Genomic DNA, 19,922 nt, shown 5'->3' on the forward strand with positions numbered 1-19,922 from the left:
AAAATTCATTTGCTAAAAATATCATGCCGGACTTTGAGCCGGCTTTTTTTTGCCCAATTTGTTGTTCGTGTCTGTTAGAGGTTATTTATCACTTCGTTCCGGGTTCGTACAAAACTGTTGCCCGAAAGTTGATTATCAAAGGGAGCCACATTTTGCACCACTGCTGAAGGGTATCGTTGGGTGTCGAATTTGCCGGTCCAATCAACATTTTTGCTGTCGCCTATCAAAATACCTGTGTTCGCATCGATAATTTGGTTGTCTTTAATCGTGCAGTTGCTGGCCGCAATGTAAAACCCGATTTCATCTTTGCCTTTGGCCATGCCATACATGAGTCTGATGGCGATTTTAATGTCTTTTATTTTATTGTTGGCGATGATATGGCCGGTACCATTAACCCTGATACCCCCAGTGCCACCTTCAAAAACATTGTCGGCAATTAGGCAGTCGTGCCCGCCACGCATCACCAGTTCACCGTCATTATTTTCAAAATGGTTTTTAAGGTAACTGTTACCGCTGCTTTTGTTGCTGATCACTTCGCTTTCGCCGTTGCAGCGGATAAAATGGTTGTTGGTTACCCTTGATTTGGCTTCTTTGGTGCCCAATAACACCGGATCTTGCCCAATCTGTATACATTCGCCACCGTTTCCGTTTTTCCAGCTTACCTTAGCCTTATCGCGAAAAAGGTTGTTTTCAATACGCGACAATAAAGGACAGCTTTCTTTGGTGATTTTTACCTGTACCTCCTGATTATCGATGTTCGAAATAAAGCTGCAGTTTTCGATACTGTTGGCGCTTCCGTTTCCAGAAATGATGACCAGTGGCATGAATTGCGCCTTTGCGCGGTTATACTCAAAGGAGCAGGAGCGAACCTGGCAGTTACTTGAGTTTTTGAGTTCGACTAAAACACCATTGCTTCCTTCGCCTTTGAGCAATTGACAGTCTTTAAAGCTAATGCCGCTTAGTATCGTATAAGCTCCCGTCAATTTAAACAGGGTTTGATTCACGTCTCCAGCAAAAACAACCTGGCCTTCGGTGGTAGCCCTGATTATAATCGGACGTTGTGCTGTGCCGGTGGTGCTGATGTCGACCGCCCAGTTGCTGTAGTTGCCATTGGCAATCAGCAGCTCGTCGCCAGGCTTTAATTTAGGCAGGATGTTTTTGAATTCCTGTGCTGAACTGGCCTTATAGGTAGTAGCCATGGCCAATTGGCTAAACAGGAGCAAGAAATAAATCGGGAATCTTTTCATAAAGAAACGGCTAATTTGTAAAGTAGGGGCCGAATTGCTTCGACTACTGGTAAATATTAATTATTTGTTAATATATTTAAGCTCCTAAAATAGAAATCAAACCACAACTTTTTACTAAGTAATATAGATTTTAATAAGCGTAACTCGGTGTATTGGCTCACATGTTAAAAAGACTATTTCAACTTTCCGTTTTATGTATACTGGTATTGGGCTTTGAGCAGCTGTATGCGCAAAAAACCATCATCATCAACGATACCGTACCCGAACATATTTTCAAATCCGACGAAATAGTTTGCTTTGAAGACGCGAGCAACAAGCTAACCTTTAATGAAATCAGCAGCCCGGCATTTCACCACCGCTTTCAAAAAAACATCAATTACTATCCCAAAAACTATAACCGTTCGGCAAGCTATTGGTACCGGGTGAAGGTAAATTTTACCCGAGACTTGAACCGCCCTACGGTAATCGAATTTTTTGATCAGATTACCGACCATATCGAGGCTTACATGCCCGACGATAAGGGCGTTTACAGTCAAAGCAAGGCTGGTGCCGATCTCAACTTTACCAACCGGCTGTACAGGCACAAGAATTTCGAATTTCTGGTCAATACCACCAAAAAAGGCGAATACTACTATTATTTCAAGGTTAAATCAAAAGACCAGGTCAACGTTATCATTGTTTTCAGAACTGTAGAGCGTTTTATCCAATATGGGTTAACCGAATATTTTACCTACGGCTTTTTTTACGGCATGATCGTTATTTTCAGTTTCCATAACCTTTTGATGTTCATCGCTGTAAGGCGAAGGCAGTACCTGTTTTATATTTTGTATATCCTGAGCGTGGGTTTGTACGAAATGTCTACCGATGGTATCGCTTTTCAGTACCTATGGCCAAAACACCCGGTATGGAACGAATATGCCTATGGTGTAGCCCTGTATTTCATCAGTTCTTTTGGCCTTATCTTTACTAAAGAGCTGCTGCACGTCAAGGTAAAGGCGCCAAGGCTAAACCAGCTCATCAACGTATTGCTTATTGCCCGGCTGGCCTTCTTTCTGGTTTGCCTGTTCTATAACAACGACTGGTTCAAGTATAAGTTTTTGGAGTTTATTCCCTTATCGGTAGGTTTTTATACCGGGATTTACATCTGGTGGAAAAAGCAGTACAGGCCGGCCCGTTTCTTTGTATTGGGTTATTTTTTCTTGTTCCTAGGCTTTGTCATCAAAGTGATCCATATTCTAGGTTGGGCGCGCCATATTCCTGGTGCCTTAGGCTATTATAGCCTTACATTTGGCTTTTTGCTCGAAATGGTGCTGCTGTCTTTTGCCATTGGCGATCAGGTACGCCTGCTTAAAAAGAAAAAGGAGAATGCCCGTAAGCAGATCATCAAACAAATGCAGGTCAATGCCGATTTGAAAGACAGCATTAACCGTGAACTTGAAGTTAAGGTGGCCGAACGCACCAAAGAAGTGCAAAAGCAATCGGAAGAACTGTTGCAGAAAAATATCACCATCAAGCACCAGAACGAAGAACTGCTTTCTAAAAATACCTTGCTCGAGCAGCAGGCTGAAGAAATATCGAGGATGAACATCCTTTTAGAAAAAGACAACATTACGTTAAAAACCAATATCGAAAAAGTAACCGATGCCCGGGTAAATGCTACCGAACTTGATTTCGACGAGTTTAGCCAAAAATACCCCGATCGTGATTCGTGTTACAAGTTTTTGGCCGATATGAAATGGGAGCATGGCTATAAATGCATCAAATGTGGCAACAGCAGCTACTGCAATGGCAAGGTGCCTTTCAACAGGCGCTGTACCAAATGCGCCTACGAAGAGTCGGTACTGCACCAAACCATTTTCGAAAACAACCGTATACCTATCAATAAGGCCTTTTACCTGGTCTATCTCATGTACAACCACAAAGGCGCTATTTCTTCGCATAAACTTTCCGAAAAGCTTGGCATTAGGCAAAGCACCTGCTGGACCTATGCAGCCAAAGTTAAAAAAGTGATGGAAGAGCGTAAAAAAGACTTGAAAGGCGTAGGCAAATCTGGCTGGAGCAAACTCGTGCTCGACAAGCAAGCCTAACTTATTGTCAATTTTACACCATGTGCTCACAACTGTTAATAACTTTAAGTTAATTTTTTGCATTTTTTTTAATGCGGGCAAAGCGTATTGCTCTTCTTTTTTGCAATTGGCGTATTGCGCAAAAAATCAGCTGATTAGCTTTTTTGCAGTTTGCGCCTAAAGCGTATCAAAATTTTTGTAACTAACTATATATCAGATATTTATGTTTATTTTTCGCTTGCATTTGTAAGCGCTATTGCGCTATATTTACTCAACCAAATTTTTGGAGCTAATCAACAAACCAAATTTTAACTGTATGAGTAAAATTCTATTCAAAAGAATTTTGCAGAAAATTTCCATAACACTGCTCTGGTGTTTATTTCTGCAAACAAATGCATCTGCTGTTTCCAGCACGATCGAATCAGGCAAACTATTGGGGGGCAAAGCCAGGTCTCGTGTAGACGTAACGGGCACGGTAAAAGACGCCGGTGGGGTAGCCATGCCGGGTGTTGGTGTCAAGGTTAAAGGAACGCAACTCTCGGTAGTAACTGATGCCGATGGTCGTTTCGTACTTAAAACAGACAACCCGAATGCCATACTTGTATTTACCAGTATCGGTTATAAAACCAAGGAAGTAGAGTTGGCCGGAAAAACCAATATTACGGTAAGCTTGGAGGAAGAAGATGCCAAAGGCCTTTCTGAAGTGGTGGTAATCGGCTACGGTACCGCCAGCAGAAAAGACGTTACCGGTGCCATTTCGAGCGTAAAGGCTACACAATTGGAAAATGAAAATCCGCAAAGCGTGGCCGACATCTTAAAGGGCAATATTGCGGGCTTAAGCGTTAGTTTGAACACCAGTGCCAAAGGCGGCGGCGATTTATTGGTTCGTGGCAAATCAACCTTAACGGCCAGCAGTTCGCCTTTAATCGTATTAGATGGGATTATTTATAACGGTCAGCTGGCGGATATTAATCCCAACGATATCGAAACGGTCGACGTGTTGAAAGATGCCAGTTCGTTGGCCGTTTATGGAGCCAAGGCGGCCACGGGCGTAGTGGCCATCACTACCAAAAAAGGCAAAGGATCAAAGCCAAGCATTAACTTTAACACCAATGTGGGCTTTGCCGAATTGGCTCAAAACATGAGGCCTTATACCGGTCAGGGCTTTTTAGACTGGAGAGCCGACGTGATGCGAAGCGGTGCCACAACGCCTGCTTATTTGTACAACGACCCTAGAAATTTGCCCGCAGGCGTAACCATGACCCAATGGCTAAACGGGCAGACCACTACCGATCCGGTTGATCTTTGGCTAAACAGGTTGGGCTTGGTGGCCAACGAAAAAGCCAATTACCTGGCTGGCAAAACCGTTAATTGGTACGATGAAATTTTCAGGACAGGCTTTCGTCAAGACCACACCATCAGCATGAGTGGCAGCAAGGAAGAAATTAGCTACTACATGTCATTGGGTTACCAAAAAAACCAGAACCTGATTGAAAATGGCGAATACAGCACAGTAAGAACACGTCTGAATTTAGAGAGCCAAGTGGCCAAGTTCTTAACGGTTGGTGCCAATGTGCAGTATGCCGATAGGGATGAAAGCGCCATCGAAGCCGATTGGAGCCAGTTGATCAATCTTTCTCCTTATGGCGATATGTACAATCCCGACGGCAGTTTGCGTCGCATTCCAACGGATGATACTGGCTTAAATGCCAGAAACCCTTTCTTGGATATGACTTACAACAGCCGCATGAATAGGCAAAATACCTTGTTTGCCAGTTTGTTTGGCAAGGTAAACTTGCCGTTCGGCATTACTTACCAGTTGAATTTTAGTCCTGGTATCGATATGTACCGTACGTTTAATCATGCTTCTTCGCAAAATCCTAACGTGTTAACGCCTGGAGGCTCGGCAACCCGAGCCCAGGAAACCCGCTACAATTGGCAGGTCGATAACTTGTTGAAATGGAACAAAACCTTTGCTAAAATCCACAATTTTGATGTAACCCTCTTGGCCAATGCCGAGAAATACCAAACCTGGTGGACACAGGCGGGCAATCAAGGTTTTACGCCAAGTGATGTTTTGGGCTATCATAACATTGGAGCCGGAACTACGCCAACGGTAAGCAGCGAAGATAAAGTATATACCGGCAATGCCCTGATGGCCAGGTTAAACTATAGTTTGATGAACCGGTATAACCTTACGTTGTCGCTTAGAAGAGATGGCTATTCGGTATTCGGCGTGAATTTTAAAAAGGCAACTTTCCCAGCTGCGGCAGTGGCTTGGACCTTTACCGAAGAGTCGTTCATGAAAAACATCAACTGGCTAAATTACGGTAAACTGCGTCTTTCTTATGGTATCAACGGTAACCGCGATTTGCGCAATATTGATAACGGCACCGTCGATCCTTATGCGGCATTGGCCATTTTAGCTGGCGATAAATACATTTCGACGAATGGCAGCGGGATAGCTTCCTCTACCAATACCGTAGCCAACGGTACGCGTATGGCCAATTCAAACTTGAAATGGGAAGAAACCAAAGCCTTTAACGTCGGCTTGGACTTCTCGGTTTTAAAAGACAGGATCAGTGGGTCGATTGATTTGTACGATAAAACCACCAGCAACCTGTTGGTTAGGCAGAATGTTCCGGATGTAACCGGTTATGGTTATGTGTATTCGAACTTGGCCAAGATCAAGAACCATGGTATGGATATCAGCCTCAACAGCAGGAACATGAATACCGAAAACTTTAAATGGAATACCAGTTTTACCATGTCTTTCTCCAGAAACAAGATCGTACAATTGGCTTTCCCTGCCGATGATATTGGAAACGGTTGGTTCATCGGGAGAGATATCAACGTAGTTTGGGATTACAAAATTTTGGGCGTATGGCAAGAAAACGAAATGACCGAAGCCGCCAAATACACCAAGGCTGCCATTAAGCCAGGCGATTTCAAATTGCAGGACGTAGATGGGAACTATGTGTACGACAATAACGATAAGCAGTTTTTTGGCTACACCACGCCACGCTATATTTTTGCCATGCGCAATGAGTTCAACATCTTCAAAAACTTCGACGTGTCGTTCCAATTGCTGTCAAACTGGGGGCAGCTGAAACAATACAACACGGCGAAAAACCAGCCAGGTTCGGTAGGCTTTGCCCGTCAGAATTCTTACGTTGTGCCTTACTGGACACCAGGCAATCCGCTTAACGATTATGCCCGCCTAAACTCTGGCACAAGTGGTACCAGCTTTAACGTATACCGCGACAACTCCTTTATCCGGCTCAACTCGGTGGCCTTAGCATACAGTTTGCCAAAAGATTTATTAGGCAAAATCAAGGTAAAAAGTGCCAAAATCTATGCTAACGTAAATAACGCTGCTGTATGGGCCAAAGACTGGAACTTCTGGGATCCGGAAAACAATGGCCCAACCCCACGTTATTACACTTTAGGTTTAAATGTTTCCTTATAATAGTTGAAAGAGATGAAAAAAATACATAAAAAAATAACCGCAGTTTGTTTAACAACCTTGTTGTTGGCAGGCGTAGGCTGTAAAAAAACTTTCCTCGATTCAGATTTGCTGTCTTCTTTCTCGCCATCGAGCTTAAATACAGCCGATGCCATGAAATCGGCATTGAATGGGGTTGCTTTAATGGTAAGAAGAGAATATTTCGGCGACTCGGCTCCGATGTTGACCGAGTCCATTTTCTCGGAAGTAGCCGTAGAAGGTACGACAGATAAAAGTACGCCAGCACAGGATCTGGTAAGCCGTATCACACCCGATGCCAACCTGAACAGCGACGATTTTAATAAAATAGGTTGGTATTGGACCAATTATTACATTGGCGTTAGACAGGCTAATACCGTAATTACCAATATCGATGTGCCTAAATATGCTTCAGAAGCAGAAAGAAATACCATTTTAGGCTCGGCTTACTTTTACAGGGCTTATTTCTATTACCGCTTGGTACACCAGTTTGGCGATGTGCCTTTGTTGTTAAAAGATTTGGATGCACCTCGTACCGATTTTTATTCTACCAAAAGGGAAGTAATCCTGGGTAAGATGAAGTCGGACCTCGAATTTGCCCAAACCTGGGTAAGCGACAATGTAAATCGTGGCGAGGTAACCAAAGGCGCGGTAAGCCATTTGCTGACCAAGGTAAACCTGGCCCTAGGCAAGTTTGACGATGCCATTGCTTCGGCCAATAACGTTATTAATGGTGGCAAATATGCCTTAATGACTACCCGCTTTGGCAGCACGGCAACGGATGTTTCTAAAAATGTGGTTTGGGACCTGCATCGTATGGATAACAAAGCCTTGACTACCAATAAAGAAGCCTTGTTTTTAGTGTTAGACAGGGACGTTTTTCAAGGTCAGGGTGCTACGGCTTTGGGTTCGCAACTGATGCGTAACACCGTACCGGCTTGGCATTTTGCCAACGTAAAAACGCCATCGGGCGCAACGGCAATGGTGGATGCGGCCACTGCCGAAATTCCCTTGACCAGGATGTATGGCCGTGGTATTGGCAGGTACAGAGGTACGCCTTACAGTACCCAATACATTTGGAACGATAATACCGACTATCGCCACGCCAAAGGCATGTGGATGGATATGACCGACCTGGTTTACAATAACCCGGCGCTAAAAACATCATCAAATCCTGCCGATAAAGCGCTGTATGGTCAGCCATTGCAACCTTATAATGCTTCAAATGTGGCCCAACGCTTTCAAAATGGAGCGCTAGATACCATTCGTCACTGGTTTGGCTGGCCACACTACAAAGTGTTCATCAACTCTACCAATGCCTTGGCGGTTGATCCTTATTGGAATCCGCCTCGCGGTACCAATACCGACTGGTATGTATTCCGTTTGGCCGAAACCTATTTGCTGCGTGCCGAAGCCTACTATTGGAAAGGCGATTTGAATCTGGCTATGCAGGATCTCAATGTGGTAAGGAGCCGTGCCAATGCACAGTTGCTAACCGATGCCAGCAAAGTAACCATTGGTACTATTTTAGACGAGCGTGCCAGGGAATTGTACTGGGAGGAACCACGCAAAACCGAGCTTACCCGTATCGCTTATATTTTTGCCCAAACCGGAAAACCGGCCTACAATGGCAAAACTTACAACTTAAACAATTTCTCCGATGATAACTTCTTTTACGATCGCATCATCGAGAAAAACGATTTTTACAGAAACCATGTACCAACCTTGCAAGGCGTGAAGTTTAGCATAGCTCCTTACCACGTTTTATGGCCGGTACCTATTTCGGCGCAGAACTTCAATACCGAAGGCCGCATTAACCAAAACAAAGGTTACAGTGGCTACGAGAAGAACGTTCCGGCCAAAGATAAAATCGAATAATATTTTAGCCGTTCCTTCCGTACATTTATTGAGCAGTAAAAGAGCAGTCGATAGACTTGCTCTTTTTTTATGCTTTTTAATGAACAACCAATTTACAGTCGACCATTACTTTCTGATAGTTTTTGATGTCCATTTCCTTATCGATGAGCTTAAGGAGCAGGCTAGTGGCATTTTTGCCAACCAATTCGGGGTTTTCTTCTACCGAAGCAATAGGTGGAAGGTCTAAATAACTGATAAAAGAATTATTGCCAAAGCCGATGCATTCTATTTGCTTAACCTGCGGATAATCGATGCTCCTCAGGTACTTCATGGCATCGAAAAGAATCAGCTCTTTAAAGGCAACCAAGGCAGTAGGAGCTTGATGGCCGTTGGCAAATAGTTTTTGAATAGCAGCAATGGTATTTTCCTTGTCAAAATCGGTATAGGCTACCAGGTTTGCGTCAAAAGCAATGTTGTTGTCCTTCAGTGCGTTAATGTAGCCGTTAAAGCGGTCGTGCGTAAAGCTGATCATTTTTGGTCCACCCAAATAAGCAATTTTTCGATGGCCTCGTTTAATCAGCAGGTCGGTAGCTTCGTAACAACCTTTAAAGGTATTGCCTAATACCTTGTGGCAGTTGTGGTTGAAACTTGGGTTGCGCGTGTAGTACACAATGGGGATCCCGAGGCTTTCGAACTGGTTAAAATGCGAAAAATCCTGCGTGTTTTTCGAAATGGCTACAATGAGGCCGTCAACCCGTCTTTTCAAAAGCATGGTGGCCGATTGTATTTCTTCTTCCAGCTCATCATTCGTTTGCTTGATGATGATGTGGTAGCCATTTAGGGTGGCAAACTGTTCGATGCCATAAATGCTGCGCGTAAAGAAATGGTCGAGCAAGTTGGGCAATATCACGCCAATAGTCCTTGATTTTCTTTCTTTCAGGTTAATAGCCGATGTATTGGGCATGTAATGTAGCTCCCTAGCCATTTCCTGTACATGTTTTTTGGTGTGCTCGTTAATGGTAGGGTAATTGTTGAGCGCTTTCGATACCGTAGATACTGACATTTTCAGTTTTTCTGCAAGCAGCTTTAAGGTAATAGGGGTATTGCTCATCGTCATTTCCGGTCTACGTTGCATAGTTAAGCAAAATCTGGAATAATTTCAAACGTTTGAAATGCGTTTTTGGCTCGTATTGTTGGTTTTTAAACCCAAAACCAAACTACCCTTTCTATAGTTTCCTTAATTTAAATTGATACTAAAAACAAACTTGAATGGCATGAACAGCAACCCAACTCCGAAAATCAAGCACAAAATCCCCATCAAAGCTGAAAATCGCTTTTTTTGATAAAATAGACTGGCTTTTGAAGATAGAAATTGTAAAAAGATTAAGAAATCCTGATGCGGACAAAGCGTATTGTTCTAATTTTTTACATTGCTGTTAAACTACAGCTATTCAGTTAGTTATTTAATTTTAGGCTTGCGCTTAAAGCGTATCAAAATTATTATAACTACTTATATATCAATTAATTATAGATTTTATTTGCTTGCAAGTTTGAACTATATTAATCTATATTTACGGCACAGAAAATTATTCTGGCTAATTAACCAACCAACCAAATTATAACTGTATGAGGAAAATTCTACTCAAAAGAATTTTGCAACAAATTTCAATAACACTGCTCTGGTGTTTTTTGTTGCAAACCAGTGCTTTTGCAAATGCCTTGCATCGCATAACCACTAACAAACCTTCAACCCTTGGTCAGCGAAGTGAAGAAGTAAGCGGTCGCGTTACCGATTTGGCCGATAAGCCCTTGGTTGATGTGGCAGTTCGCCTGAAGGGCAAGCCCAATACTACGGTGCTTACCGATCTTGATGGCAGGTACCTGATCAACGCCGATAAAGGAGATGTTCTCGTTTTTAGCGTTGATGGTTTTGTTACCCAAGAAATTGCATTTGCCGGGCAAAAGCAAGTTAACCTGAAAATGGCTATAGACAATTCGCCATCAGACAGCTTTAATGTACTTTATACCAAGCAAAAGAAAGCCACCAACATAGAAGCGGTGGCCGAGTTGCGAACCAACGATTTGACCAAAACCATTTCATCGCCAATTAACGGTACGTTTACCGGCAGATTGGCTGGTTTAACTACCTATCAATCAAGTGGCGAACCAGGCAACGATGGTATTTCCCTAAACCTGAGAGGTCAAACACCATTGGTTATCCTAGATGGTATCCCGCAGTCTTTTACCTCGATCAATCCCGAACAAATCGAATCGGTTACCATTTTGAAAGATGCTTTGGCTACTGCGATGATGGGTATCAGGGGATCGAACGGGGTCGTGTTGATTACCACCAAAAAAGGTTCTGAAGGTCCGCAGAGAATTGGTTTTAAGGCTATGTACGGCATTTCGAAGCCAACGCAGCTGCCGAGAACTTTAGACGCCTTTAATTATGCCACTTTATTTAACGAGGCCCTGGCCAACGATGGCAAGGCTTTGGCTTATACGCAAGCTGACCTGAATGCTTATCGCGATGGTACCGATCCAATTTACCATCCCAACGTCAATTGGCAAGACCAGATCTTGAGAAACGAAACGCCATACAGCAGATACAATGTCGATATTTCGGGTGGCAAGCAGGCAGCCAAGTATTTTGTAAGCCTGGATTATTTAGATCAGCAAGGCCTGTTTAAGCAATCCGACGAAAACATTAACGGCACCAATTCAGATTACAAACGCTATATTTTTCGCTCCAATGTACAGTTGGACCTGAGCAAATACATTACGACCAACCTGAACTTGTTTGGCCGTTTGCAAACCGGTAACGAACCGGGCGTTGGTACAAGCACTTTGTGGAACAGCATCATCCAAACACCTGCCAATGCTTATCCGGTTTTCAATTCCAATGGAACCTTGGGTGCCAGCCAGGATTTTCAGCAAAACAACGTATATGGCCAAAGCCTACGCTCTGGTTACCAAGTTGGCTATACCCGCGATTTTAGGGTTGATCTAGGTGTTAAAGCTGATTTGCAAAAATTAACACCGGGCCTTTATTTCAAGGCTACCGGCGCCATTAACACTTATTTAGACCAAACTACGGTGAGGAGCAAGCCTTTGGTAACTTTTCAACAAAGCACCGATGTATTAGGCAACGTTATTTATACCCAATATGGTACAACCGGTCAACAATCTAACAGCTTGACCACCAATACGCAAAATCGTGTATTTTATTTGCAGGGAGAGTTCGGTTATACCAAAAGCTTTGGCAAGCATAACCTCAATGCCTTGTTGCTGGCCAGTAACGATTATCGAATGGCCGGTGCCGATTTGGGTTACAACGTCAATGGCGTTTCTGGAAAAGCAACTTATAACTACGACGAAAAATACCTCGCCGAAATAGCCTTTGCCTATAATGGCGTTAAGGAAAGATACCCTTCAGGCAATGGTTATGGCCTTTTTCCTGCCATTGGCTTGGGTTGGGTAATGAGCAATGAAGACTTTATGAAAGATCAAAAATGGATCAACAATTTAAAGTTGAGAACCAGTTTTGGCCGTACGGGTAATTTCAACGCCAACGACTATTATAGCTACCGACAGTTTTACAACAGTGGTACGGGTTATAACTTCGGTCAAAATACAGGCGGTACGGTTTCGGGCATTGAGCAGGGAACCCTAGCTAACCTGAATTTAACTTTCGAAAAAGCAAGGAAGTTTAACGCAGGACTGGATGCTTCGGTATTCGGCAACCGTTTAAGCTTGGCGGCAGACTATTATAACAATGAGTTTTATGACTTGTTGCAGGTAATTGGCCACAATACGTCTATTACCGGTGCGCCTTATGGACAACGCAATATCGGCAAGCAACGTTATTCGGGAGTCGAATTACAACTAACCTTTAAAGACAAAGTAGGCGAGTTCAACTACTTTGTATCGCCGATGTTTTCAACCGTAAAAAGCAAGGTGCTTTACCAAGACGAACCTACTCGTCAGTTTGCCTATCAGGTTCGTACCGGATTGCCTGTGGGCCAATCGTTCGGTTATGTAGCTAGCGGTTTGTTCCAGTCGACAGCCGAAATCAACAGCAGTGCAAAACCGGCTAATTTGGCCATTATACCAGGCGACATCAAATATGTTGACCAAAATGGCGATCATGTAATCGACGAAAACGACCAGGTTGCCATCGGCAGGGGCAAAGCGGCCCTAAACTTTGGCTTAAACTTGGGAGCGAGCTGGAAAGGTTTCGATTTCTCTGCCTTGCTGCAAGGTGTGGCTAACAATGATATTTTCTTGAGGGGAAACTCATATTGGGCATTTCAAGGCACAAGAGGCCAAGCCTACGAACATAATTTAGACCGCTGGACACCAGCTACGGCTGCCACTGCCAGCTATCCAAGGCTAAGCGTAGGCAGCAATCCAAACAATGAACTCAACTCTTCATACTGGTTGCGCAATGGCGATTTCTTACGCTTAAAAAGTGTAGAGATTGGTTATAATTTCCCGGTTTCGCTGGTGAAAAAGGCGAAAATGTCGGGCGCAAGATTATTCGTAAACGGAACCAATTTGTTTACCATCACGGGTTTAAAAAACCTCGATCCGGAAGATTATTTCAACAGCTATCCGATCCAAAAGATGTTGGTGGCAGGTATCAGTGTTAAATTCTAAACTTATGAACATGAAGAAATTATTGATCGCAGCCTTGACCGCAATTTCATTGGTAGGTTGCAGCAAAATAGAAGACGGACCGCTGGAAAGGATTACCGAAAACTATGCTTTTGATCCGACCGACAAGAACGGGTTTTATGCCGAGCAGTTCTTGAACAATATTTATTCCATCCTTCCTAACGGTTATAACCGAATAGGCGGCGATCTGTTGGATGCCGCGACAGACGATGCCATGCCTTCGCAGGTAGGTGGCAGCATTGAGCGTTTCACCACCTCGTCATTAACCGCATTGAGCAATCCAGACGACCAGTGGGGCAAAAACTATGCGGGCATCAGGAAAGTAAACATTTTCCTGGCCAACATTGATGTAGTTCCGGTTCCGGCAAAAATTCCTTTCTGGAAAGCCGAAGCCCGCTTTTTACGTGCCATGTTCTATTTCGAGCTGGTGAAACGTTATGGTGGCGTGCCTTTGGTGGGCGATGTGGTATTAGATGCAGAAACCCCAGAAAACTTTAAACGCAGCTCGTTCGAAGATTGTATCAATTACATCGTTTCAGAATGCGATGCCATCAAAAATGCGGTAAAGCCAGATCCATTGGCAGCCAGCGATTATGGCCGTATTTCGAATGGTGTGGTCTTGGCACTTAAAGCCAGAACCTTGCTGTATGCTGCCAGTCCTTTGTATAATGGTGGCAATATTGGTGGCTCTGCCGAACAAAAATTGTATCAAGGCTATGCCTCTTTTGATAAAGAGCGCTGGAATAAAGCGGCGCAGGCCGCCCAAGACCTCATCGCCACGGGCAAATTCAAAATCGATGGCGTTGCCTACAACAACGTATTTATTGTTAGGAAAAACGATGAGGTTATTTTAGGTTATTTAAGAAACAACAGCAGCGATTTGGAAACCAACAATGGCCCGATAGGCTATGCTTTGGCCAGTGCCAATGGCCGCACCAGTCCGACACAGGATTTGGTTGATGCCTTTGGCACCATTAAAGGTTTGCCAATTGCAACCGATGTTAAATCGCCAACCAATACCACAGGCTACGATGCCGCAAATCCTTATGCTAACCGCGATCCGCGTTTGGCCAGCACCGTGTTGTACAATGGCGTAGCTTGGTTAAGCAGGCCTTTGCAGACCTATGAAGGTGGCTTGGATAAGCCGAATAAAAACACCACCCAAACCAAAACCAGCTACTATTTGCGCAAGCACCTGGGCAATTTTGCTACGGCTACGCTTTACAGTGCCCAGCCGCACAATTTCCCTATTTTCCGTTATGCGGAGGTGATGCTGAACTATGCCGAAGCGCAAAACGAGTACTTGGCCTCGCCCGATGCCAGTGTGTACAAAGTATTGCAGGACATCAGAAAAAGGGCAGGAATTACCGCGGGAACTACGCCAGGTTATCTGTATGGCCTAAAGAGTTCGGGTATGACCCAGGCCGAAATGCGCGACGCCATCCGCAATGAGCGCCGTATAGAAATGGCTTTTGAAGAACAGCGTTTTTGGGATTTGAGAAGATGGAAAACTGCCGAAACGGCTTTGAATACAAATTTAAATGGAATGATCATCACCAGAGATCCGGCAACTTCGGCTTTGACTTATCAGAAAGCAGTGGCAGGCAAGATCACTTTTGCTAATCCGAAAATGTATTTCTATCCAATTCCTTATAGCGAGCTCACCAAAAACACAAACCTAATTCAGAATACGGGTTGGTAATTAATTCCATTTAAAATGAAAAGATATTTATTAACGATAGGCTTACTGTTGTGCTGTGGCTTTGCTTGGGCCCAGCAGCAAGCCGTTACCGGTACGGTAAAGGATAATGTAGAAACCCTGATCGGGGTGTCCGTTTACGAGAAAGATCTGCCTTCTAACGGAACGCAGACTGATGAAAACGGAAAATTTAAACTCAACTTAAAAACAGCCAGCAAAATTTTGGTTTTCAAATACGTAGGTTATTTGACCAAGGAAGTAGCGGTAGGAACCCAAAGCAACATCACAGTAACCCTGGTTACCGATGCCAAAGGCCTGGAAGAGGTAGTGGTAGTGGCTTTTGGTACCCAAAAGAAAATTACCAATACGGGTTCAACCAGCTCGATTTCTGGCGACGATATCAGGCAAACGCCATCGGCCAGTTTACAAAACACCTTGATTGGCCGCGTACCGGGAATCACTACCCAACAACGTTCTGGTCAGCCTGGTAGCGATGGCGCCGCCTTGCTGATCCGTGGTTTGAGTACCACCAATGGTAACGGTGCACCATTGATTGTTGTCGACGATTTAGAGTATTACGGCAGCATTTCCGAAATCGACCCTGATCAGATCGAAACCTTTACCATCTTGAAAGATGCGGCAACTACGGCTGTTTACGGTATCAGAGGGGCTAATGGTGTTGTGGTAATCACCACCAAACGCGGCAAGGAAGGCAAGGCACAAATTACGGTGAGAACCGAAAACAGCGTGCAAACACCAACGTATATGCCCGAGTATTTAGACTCGTACCGCTCGGCCTTATTGGTTAACCAAGCTTTAACCAACGACGGTCAGCCTGCCAGATACACTCAAACCGATTTAGATTTGTTTCAGAATGGCCAAGATCCCTATGGACACCCTAATGTAAATTGGACCGACGAATTGCTGAGGAAATACAGTGTACAATCGCGGAACAACATCAACATCCAAGGTGGTATAGAAAAAGCCAAGTACTATTTGTCGGCGGGCTATTTATACCAAAACGGTTTGATCAAGGACTTTTCGGGGCCATCGGGCATGAACAGCAACTATTACTACAAGCGCTACAATTTCAGGTCGAATTTAGATTTGCAACCGACCAAAACCACCACGCTGAGCCTTGACCTTTCGGGTACCTTTAACGAAAGAAACAGCCCCACAAACGGTGGCAGGAACACCCGAAACAACATCTTTTTCGAGTTGAGCGACGCCAACCAGTTGCCACCGTATGCCTATGCCATTTACAATCCGGATGGTTCTTACGGCATCAACAGCAGTTACACCAACAACAACGTAGTGGGCCGTTTAACCTATTATGGCTACAACAGGCAGTTTACCAACGATATTACCGCAAACTTTAGGGCTACCCAAAAATTGGATTTCGTTACCAAAGGCTTATCGGCCAAGGGCGTAGTAGGCTTTAATGGTACTTATGGCTTCAGCCGGAACTTAACCAGGGGTACGGCCAACGATTTCCCTTCTTACAATTACAATCCTTCAAATGGAGTTTATACCATTTACAATACCAATTTTTACAGGATCGGACTGCCAACTTTAGCTTATTCGAACAATGCAAGCTACAAACGCTTAAACTGGCAAGGCTCTTTAAACTACGACCGTACTTTTGGCAGCCACCATGCTTATGCACTCGCTTTGTACAACCAACAAAATAACGTGAGCAATGCCGACGAGCCAAGGGGCTTCAAAGGCTTCACCTTCAGGGTTGGTTACGATTACAAAATGCGTTACCTCATCGAATTTAACGCGGGCTACAATGGTTCAAGTTCGTTTATCTCCGATAAGCAATATGCCCTGTTCCCGGCCATATCGTTAGGTTGGAACGTGGCCGAAGAGCCTTTCTTCAAAAACAATATCAAATTCATTGATTTGTTTAAAATCAGAGGCTCGTTTGGTAGAACCGGAAATGATGATATCGGCAACTTTGCCTATTCGTATATCCCAACCTATGTGAATGATGGAAGTTATTCGATTGGCGAAAACCACACGGGTATAACCGGCATTAGGGAAGGAGCCTTGGCCCAATATCCAACTTGGGAAAAAGAGGAACAGGCCAATATTGGGGTCGATATCAACATGTTCAAGGGCAAGCTGAAAATCGTGGCCGATTGGTTTGACCGCTATCGCTATGATATCCTCACTTCAAGAACCCTTTCTAACATTTCTGGTATCTCCAACTTGCCGCCTTCTAATATCAACAGGGTAAGCAACAGAGGCTTGGAGGCACAGGTAACTTATTTGGGCCGTATCAACAAATTGGAGTTCAACATTAGCGGCAACATTTCGGTGGCCAAAAACAAAATCTTGTTTATGGACGAGCCAAAGCCAGCTTACGATTACCAGGCTTTAACCGGCAAGGCCATGGGCAGTATTTTGGGTTATCATTTCTTGGGCTACTATACCCAGGCCGAAATTGACGACCCGTCAGTGCCTAAACCAACTGTGGGTACCACCAGAGCCGGCGATTTGAAATACCAAGATACCAATGGCGATGGCATTGTAAACGTTGACGACAGGATTGTGTTAAAATATCCAAACCTGCCTAATACCATTATGGGTTTAACTGTAGGCTTCAACTATAAAAACTTCAGCTTTACAGTAACCGCCCAGAGTGCCCTGAATTTTGCCAGAAGATCGGCAGCCGAGGCCATCAGACCAGGATTGAACAACTTTAGGGAAATCCATGAACAAGCCTGGACGCCTGAAAACAGTGCCAATCCGAGCTTCCCGCGTTTGAGCCTGGCCGGTACCAACCTGAACGACCCTGCGGCCAATCCGTCTGATTACTGGTTCAAAGCCAGCGATTATTTGAGGATCAAAACCGCCGAATTTGGATATTCGTTTCCTAAAACCTTCATCAACAAAATCGGTTTGCAGGGTGCAAGGATCTACGTAAACGGCTATAACCTGCTTACTTGGTCGCTTAAAGAGAAAAACATCTACAATACCGATCCAGAGAATACTTCTGGAACTGATGGCGCAGGCTTTTACCCGCAAACCAAAGTATACAATTTAGGATTACAAGTTTCATTTTAATGAATATGAAAAAGATAGTGATAGCATTATTGATGGTTGTGGCTGGTGTCATGATCTATTCATGCAAGAAGGTCGATATTCTCGACCCTCAACTCAATACTGATTTGAACGAAGAAACCACCTTCGCCGATAGCGCCAAAACAAGCAATTTCCTGTTTGGCATCTACTCTGATATCTTCTTCGATTTCAGCTCGAGGTATTACAATTCGCCAAATGGCAGCAGCATTACCGCAGGTACTGCAGAAGCCTGCGATGAGGGCAATCACCGTTTATTTGGCGTAACCCAGCCTTTCGTGGTGATTTATAGTGGCAGTTTGGCATCAGTAGTTTCGAGTGGCACCAACCAAAATCCTTACATCGTGGCTTACAATAAACCGTATGCCAACATCAGAAGGGTCAATATTTTCCTGTCGAACGTAGACAAATCGCCCTTTTCGGCTGCAATGAAAAAGCAGACCAAGGCCGAAGCCCGCTTTTTAAGGGCTTGGTACTACTCCATTTTAATCAAGCATTTTGGAGGTGTAGCCCTCATTGGCGATAGGTTGTTTGGACCAAACGACATCATCGACAATCCGCGCAACTCTTACGAAGAATGCGTGAATTACATTGTTTCTGAACTTGATGCCATTACTAACGATTTGCCGGCCAACTACAACGCTCAAAATTATGGCAGGATTACCAGTATTTCTTGCAAGGCGCTCAAATCGAGGGTTTTATTGTTTGCGGCGAGTCCTTTGTTTAACGGGGGCAATATTGGTAAAACCGAAGCACAAAAGAAAGTGGTAGGTTATGCGGCTTATGATGCCAACCGTTGGGTAAAGGCGGCTGCGGCGGCCAAAGAAGCATTGGATGCGGCAACTGCCGAAGGTTATGGCCTTTACGAAGACAATTCTACTCCGGGCTTGGGCTTTGGCAAGGTATTTACCATGCGCAAAAATCCTGAATTCCTGCTCAATGGCATGACTGCTGGTTCGAAAACCTTAGAGGGCGCGTTATTGCCGGTTTCGAGAGGGGTAACTACGCCACAGGCTATGCCATCGCAGAATTTGGTGGATGCTTTTGGAACCATCAATGGCAAGCCGATTACCACCGATATCAAATCGCCTACCAATCCAACAGGCTACGATGCCGCTAACCCATATGTAAACCGCGATCCGCGTTTGGGCTATACCGTAATCTGGAACCAAATGCTGTGGTTCAACAATGCCACGGGCAACAAACAACCGGTAAGCACCTACATCAATACGCAAGATGGATGGTCTACCAAATCGGGCGAAGCCGGCTTAACTTATGCCACTGGCTACTACTGGCGCAAAATGATGGACGATGGTACGGCCAATAACGGCGGACCAACCCTGCAACGCGTTTGGGGCTTGATCCGTTACGCCGAAGTAATGCTGAACTATGCCGAGGCCAGCAACGAAGCGGGCAACATTACCCCGGCTTACGACCAGTTGAAACTGCTGAGAAAAAGAGCAGGAATTTTAGCAGGTACCGATGGCTTGTATGGCCTCAAAGCTGGCATGAGCCAAGCCGAAATGCGCGAAGTAATCCAAAACGAGCGCCAGGTAGAATTAGCCTACGAAGGGATGCGATTCTTCGACGTGCGCCGTTGGAAATTAGCCATGGAGAAATTCAACTTTACCATGATGGGTATGCAGATTACCAAAACCGGATCTACCTACACTTATGCAAAAGTGCCGATTACCAACAACCCAAATCGTGTCTTTAAAGAAGCCAACTATTTCTTCCCTTTAGATCAAACTGAATTGAACAGGGTTCCAGCCCTGATACAAAACCCAGGTTATTAATAGCCCCTT

General features: G+C 44.4%; 9 protein-coding genes. 7 read left to right on the forward strand and 2 right to left on the reverse strand.

Going from position 1 to position 19,922, the window contains the following annotated elements; translation table 11 throughout:
* Window positions 1-74: 74 nt before the first annotated feature.
* Window positions 75-1,247: a chondroitinase-B domain-containing protein gene (locus tag AC6H1S_RS07860; RefSeq protein ID WP_497565780.1), complete on the reverse strand. Its 1,173-nt coding sequence runs from the start codon at window positions 1,245-1,247 to the stop codon at window positions 75-77.
* Window positions 1,248-1,408: 161 nt separating this feature from the next.
* Here AC6H1S_RS07860 and AC6H1S_RS07865 point away from each other — a divergent pair, with 161 nt between their 5' ends.
* The 3 genes from AC6H1S_RS07865 (at window position 1,409) to AC6H1S_RS07875 (ending at window position 8,675) form a co-directional block, all read left to right on the forward strand.
* The gene (locus AC6H1S_RS07865; RefSeq protein WP_497565781.1) at window positions 1,409-3,334 is read left to right on the forward strand and encodes a 7TM diverse intracellular signaling domain-containing protein; all 1,926 of its coding nucleotides are present in this window, start codon (window positions 1,409-1,411) and stop codon (window positions 3,332-3,334) included.
* A gap of 295 nt (window positions 3,335-3,629) precedes the next feature.
* The gene (locus AC6H1S_RS07870) at window positions 3,630-6,782 is read left to right on the forward strand and encodes a SusC/RagA family TonB-linked outer membrane protein (RefSeq protein WP_497565782.1); all 3,153 of its coding nucleotides are present in this window, start codon (window positions 3,630-3,632) and stop codon (window positions 6,780-6,782) included.
* A gap of 12 nt (window positions 6,783-6,794) precedes the next feature.
* A complete protein-coding gene (locus AC6H1S_RS07875; protein ID WP_497565783.1) occupies window positions 6,795-8,675 on the forward strand; it encodes a RagB/SusD family nutrient uptake outer membrane protein in 1,881 nt (626 codons plus the stop codon).
* Between the two features lie 76 nt (window positions 8,676-8,751).
* Here the strand turns inward: AC6H1S_RS07875 and AC6H1S_RS07880 are convergent, their stop codons facing one another.
* Complete coding sequence (locus AC6H1S_RS07880) at window positions 8,752-9,789, reverse strand: LacI family DNA-binding transcriptional regulator (RefSeq protein WP_497565784.1); 1,038 nt, start codon at window positions 9,787-9,789, stop codon at window positions 8,752-8,754.
* Between the two features lie 491 nt (window positions 9,790-10,280).
* Between AC6H1S_RS07880 and AC6H1S_RS07885 the strand changes: the two genes are divergently transcribed.
* Genes AC6H1S_RS07885 through AC6H1S_RS07900 form a run of 4 tightly spaced genes read left to right on the forward strand, consistent with a single transcriptional unit; the run spans window position 10,281 to window position 19,913 of the window.
* A complete protein-coding gene (locus tag AC6H1S_RS07885; protein WP_199139809.1) occupies window positions 10,281-13,313 on the forward strand; it encodes a SusC/RagA family TonB-linked outer membrane protein in 3,033 nt (1,010 codons plus the stop codon).
* Between the two features lie 10 nt (window positions 13,314-13,323).
* Entirely contained in the window at window positions 13,324-15,033 is a 1,710-nt protein-coding gene (locus AC6H1S_RS07890; protein ID WP_199139807.1) for a RagB/SusD family nutrient uptake outer membrane protein, read from the forward strand.
* 15 nt (window positions 15,034-15,048) lie between these two features.
* A complete protein-coding gene (locus AC6H1S_RS07895) occupies window positions 15,049-18,102 on the forward strand; it encodes a SusC/RagA family TonB-linked outer membrane protein (RefSeq protein ID WP_497565785.1) in 3,054 nt (1,017 codons plus the stop codon).
* A 5-nt stretch (window positions 18,103-18,107) separates the two neighbouring features.
* Entirely contained in the window at window positions 18,108-19,913 is a 1,806-nt protein-coding gene (locus AC6H1S_RS07900; RefSeq protein ID WP_199138016.1) for a RagB/SusD family nutrient uptake outer membrane protein, read from the forward strand.
* Window positions 19,914-19,922 lie beyond the last annotated feature (9 nt).

This window comes from Pedobacter sp. TM02 (assembly GCF_059705275.1).

What these genes read in the sequence shown, in the direction of transcription:
- AC6H1S_RS07880 (WP_497565784.1), bottom strand. Translation starts at nt 9,789, where the DNA reads ATGCAACGTAGACCGGAAATGACGATGAGCAATACCCCTATTACCTTA.
- AC6H1S_RS07865 (WP_497565781.1), top strand. Translation starts at nt 1,409, where the DNA reads ATGTTAAAAAGACTATTTCAACTTTCCGTTTTATGTATACTGGTATTG.
- AC6H1S_RS07890 (WP_199139807.1), top strand. Translation starts at nt 13,324, where the DNA reads ATGAAGAAATTATTGATCGCAGCCTTGACCGCAATTTCATTGGTAGGT.
- AC6H1S_RS07900 (WP_199138016.1), top strand. Translation starts at nt 18,108, where the DNA reads ATGAAAAAGATAGTGATAGCATTATTGATGGTTGTGGCTGGTGTCATG.
- AC6H1S_RS07885 (WP_199139809.1), top strand. Translation starts at nt 10,281, where the DNA reads ATGAGGAAAATTCTACTCAAAAGAATTTTGCAACAAATTTCAATAACA.
- AC6H1S_RS07860 (WP_497565780.1), bottom strand. Translation starts at nt 1,247, where the DNA reads ATGAAAAGATTCCCGATTTATTTCTTGCTCCTGTTTAGCCAATTGGCC.
- AC6H1S_RS07870 (WP_497565782.1), top strand. Translation starts at nt 3,630, where the DNA reads ATGAGTAAAATTCTATTCAAAAGAATTTTGCAGAAAATTTCCATAACA.
- AC6H1S_RS07895 (WP_497565785.1), top strand. Translation starts at nt 15,049, where the DNA reads ATGAAAAGATATTTATTAACGATAGGCTTACTGTTGTGCTGTGGCTTT.
- AC6H1S_RS07875 (WP_497565783.1), top strand. Translation starts at nt 6,795, where the DNA reads ATGAAAAAAATACATAAAAAAATAACCGCAGTTTGTTTAACAACCTTG.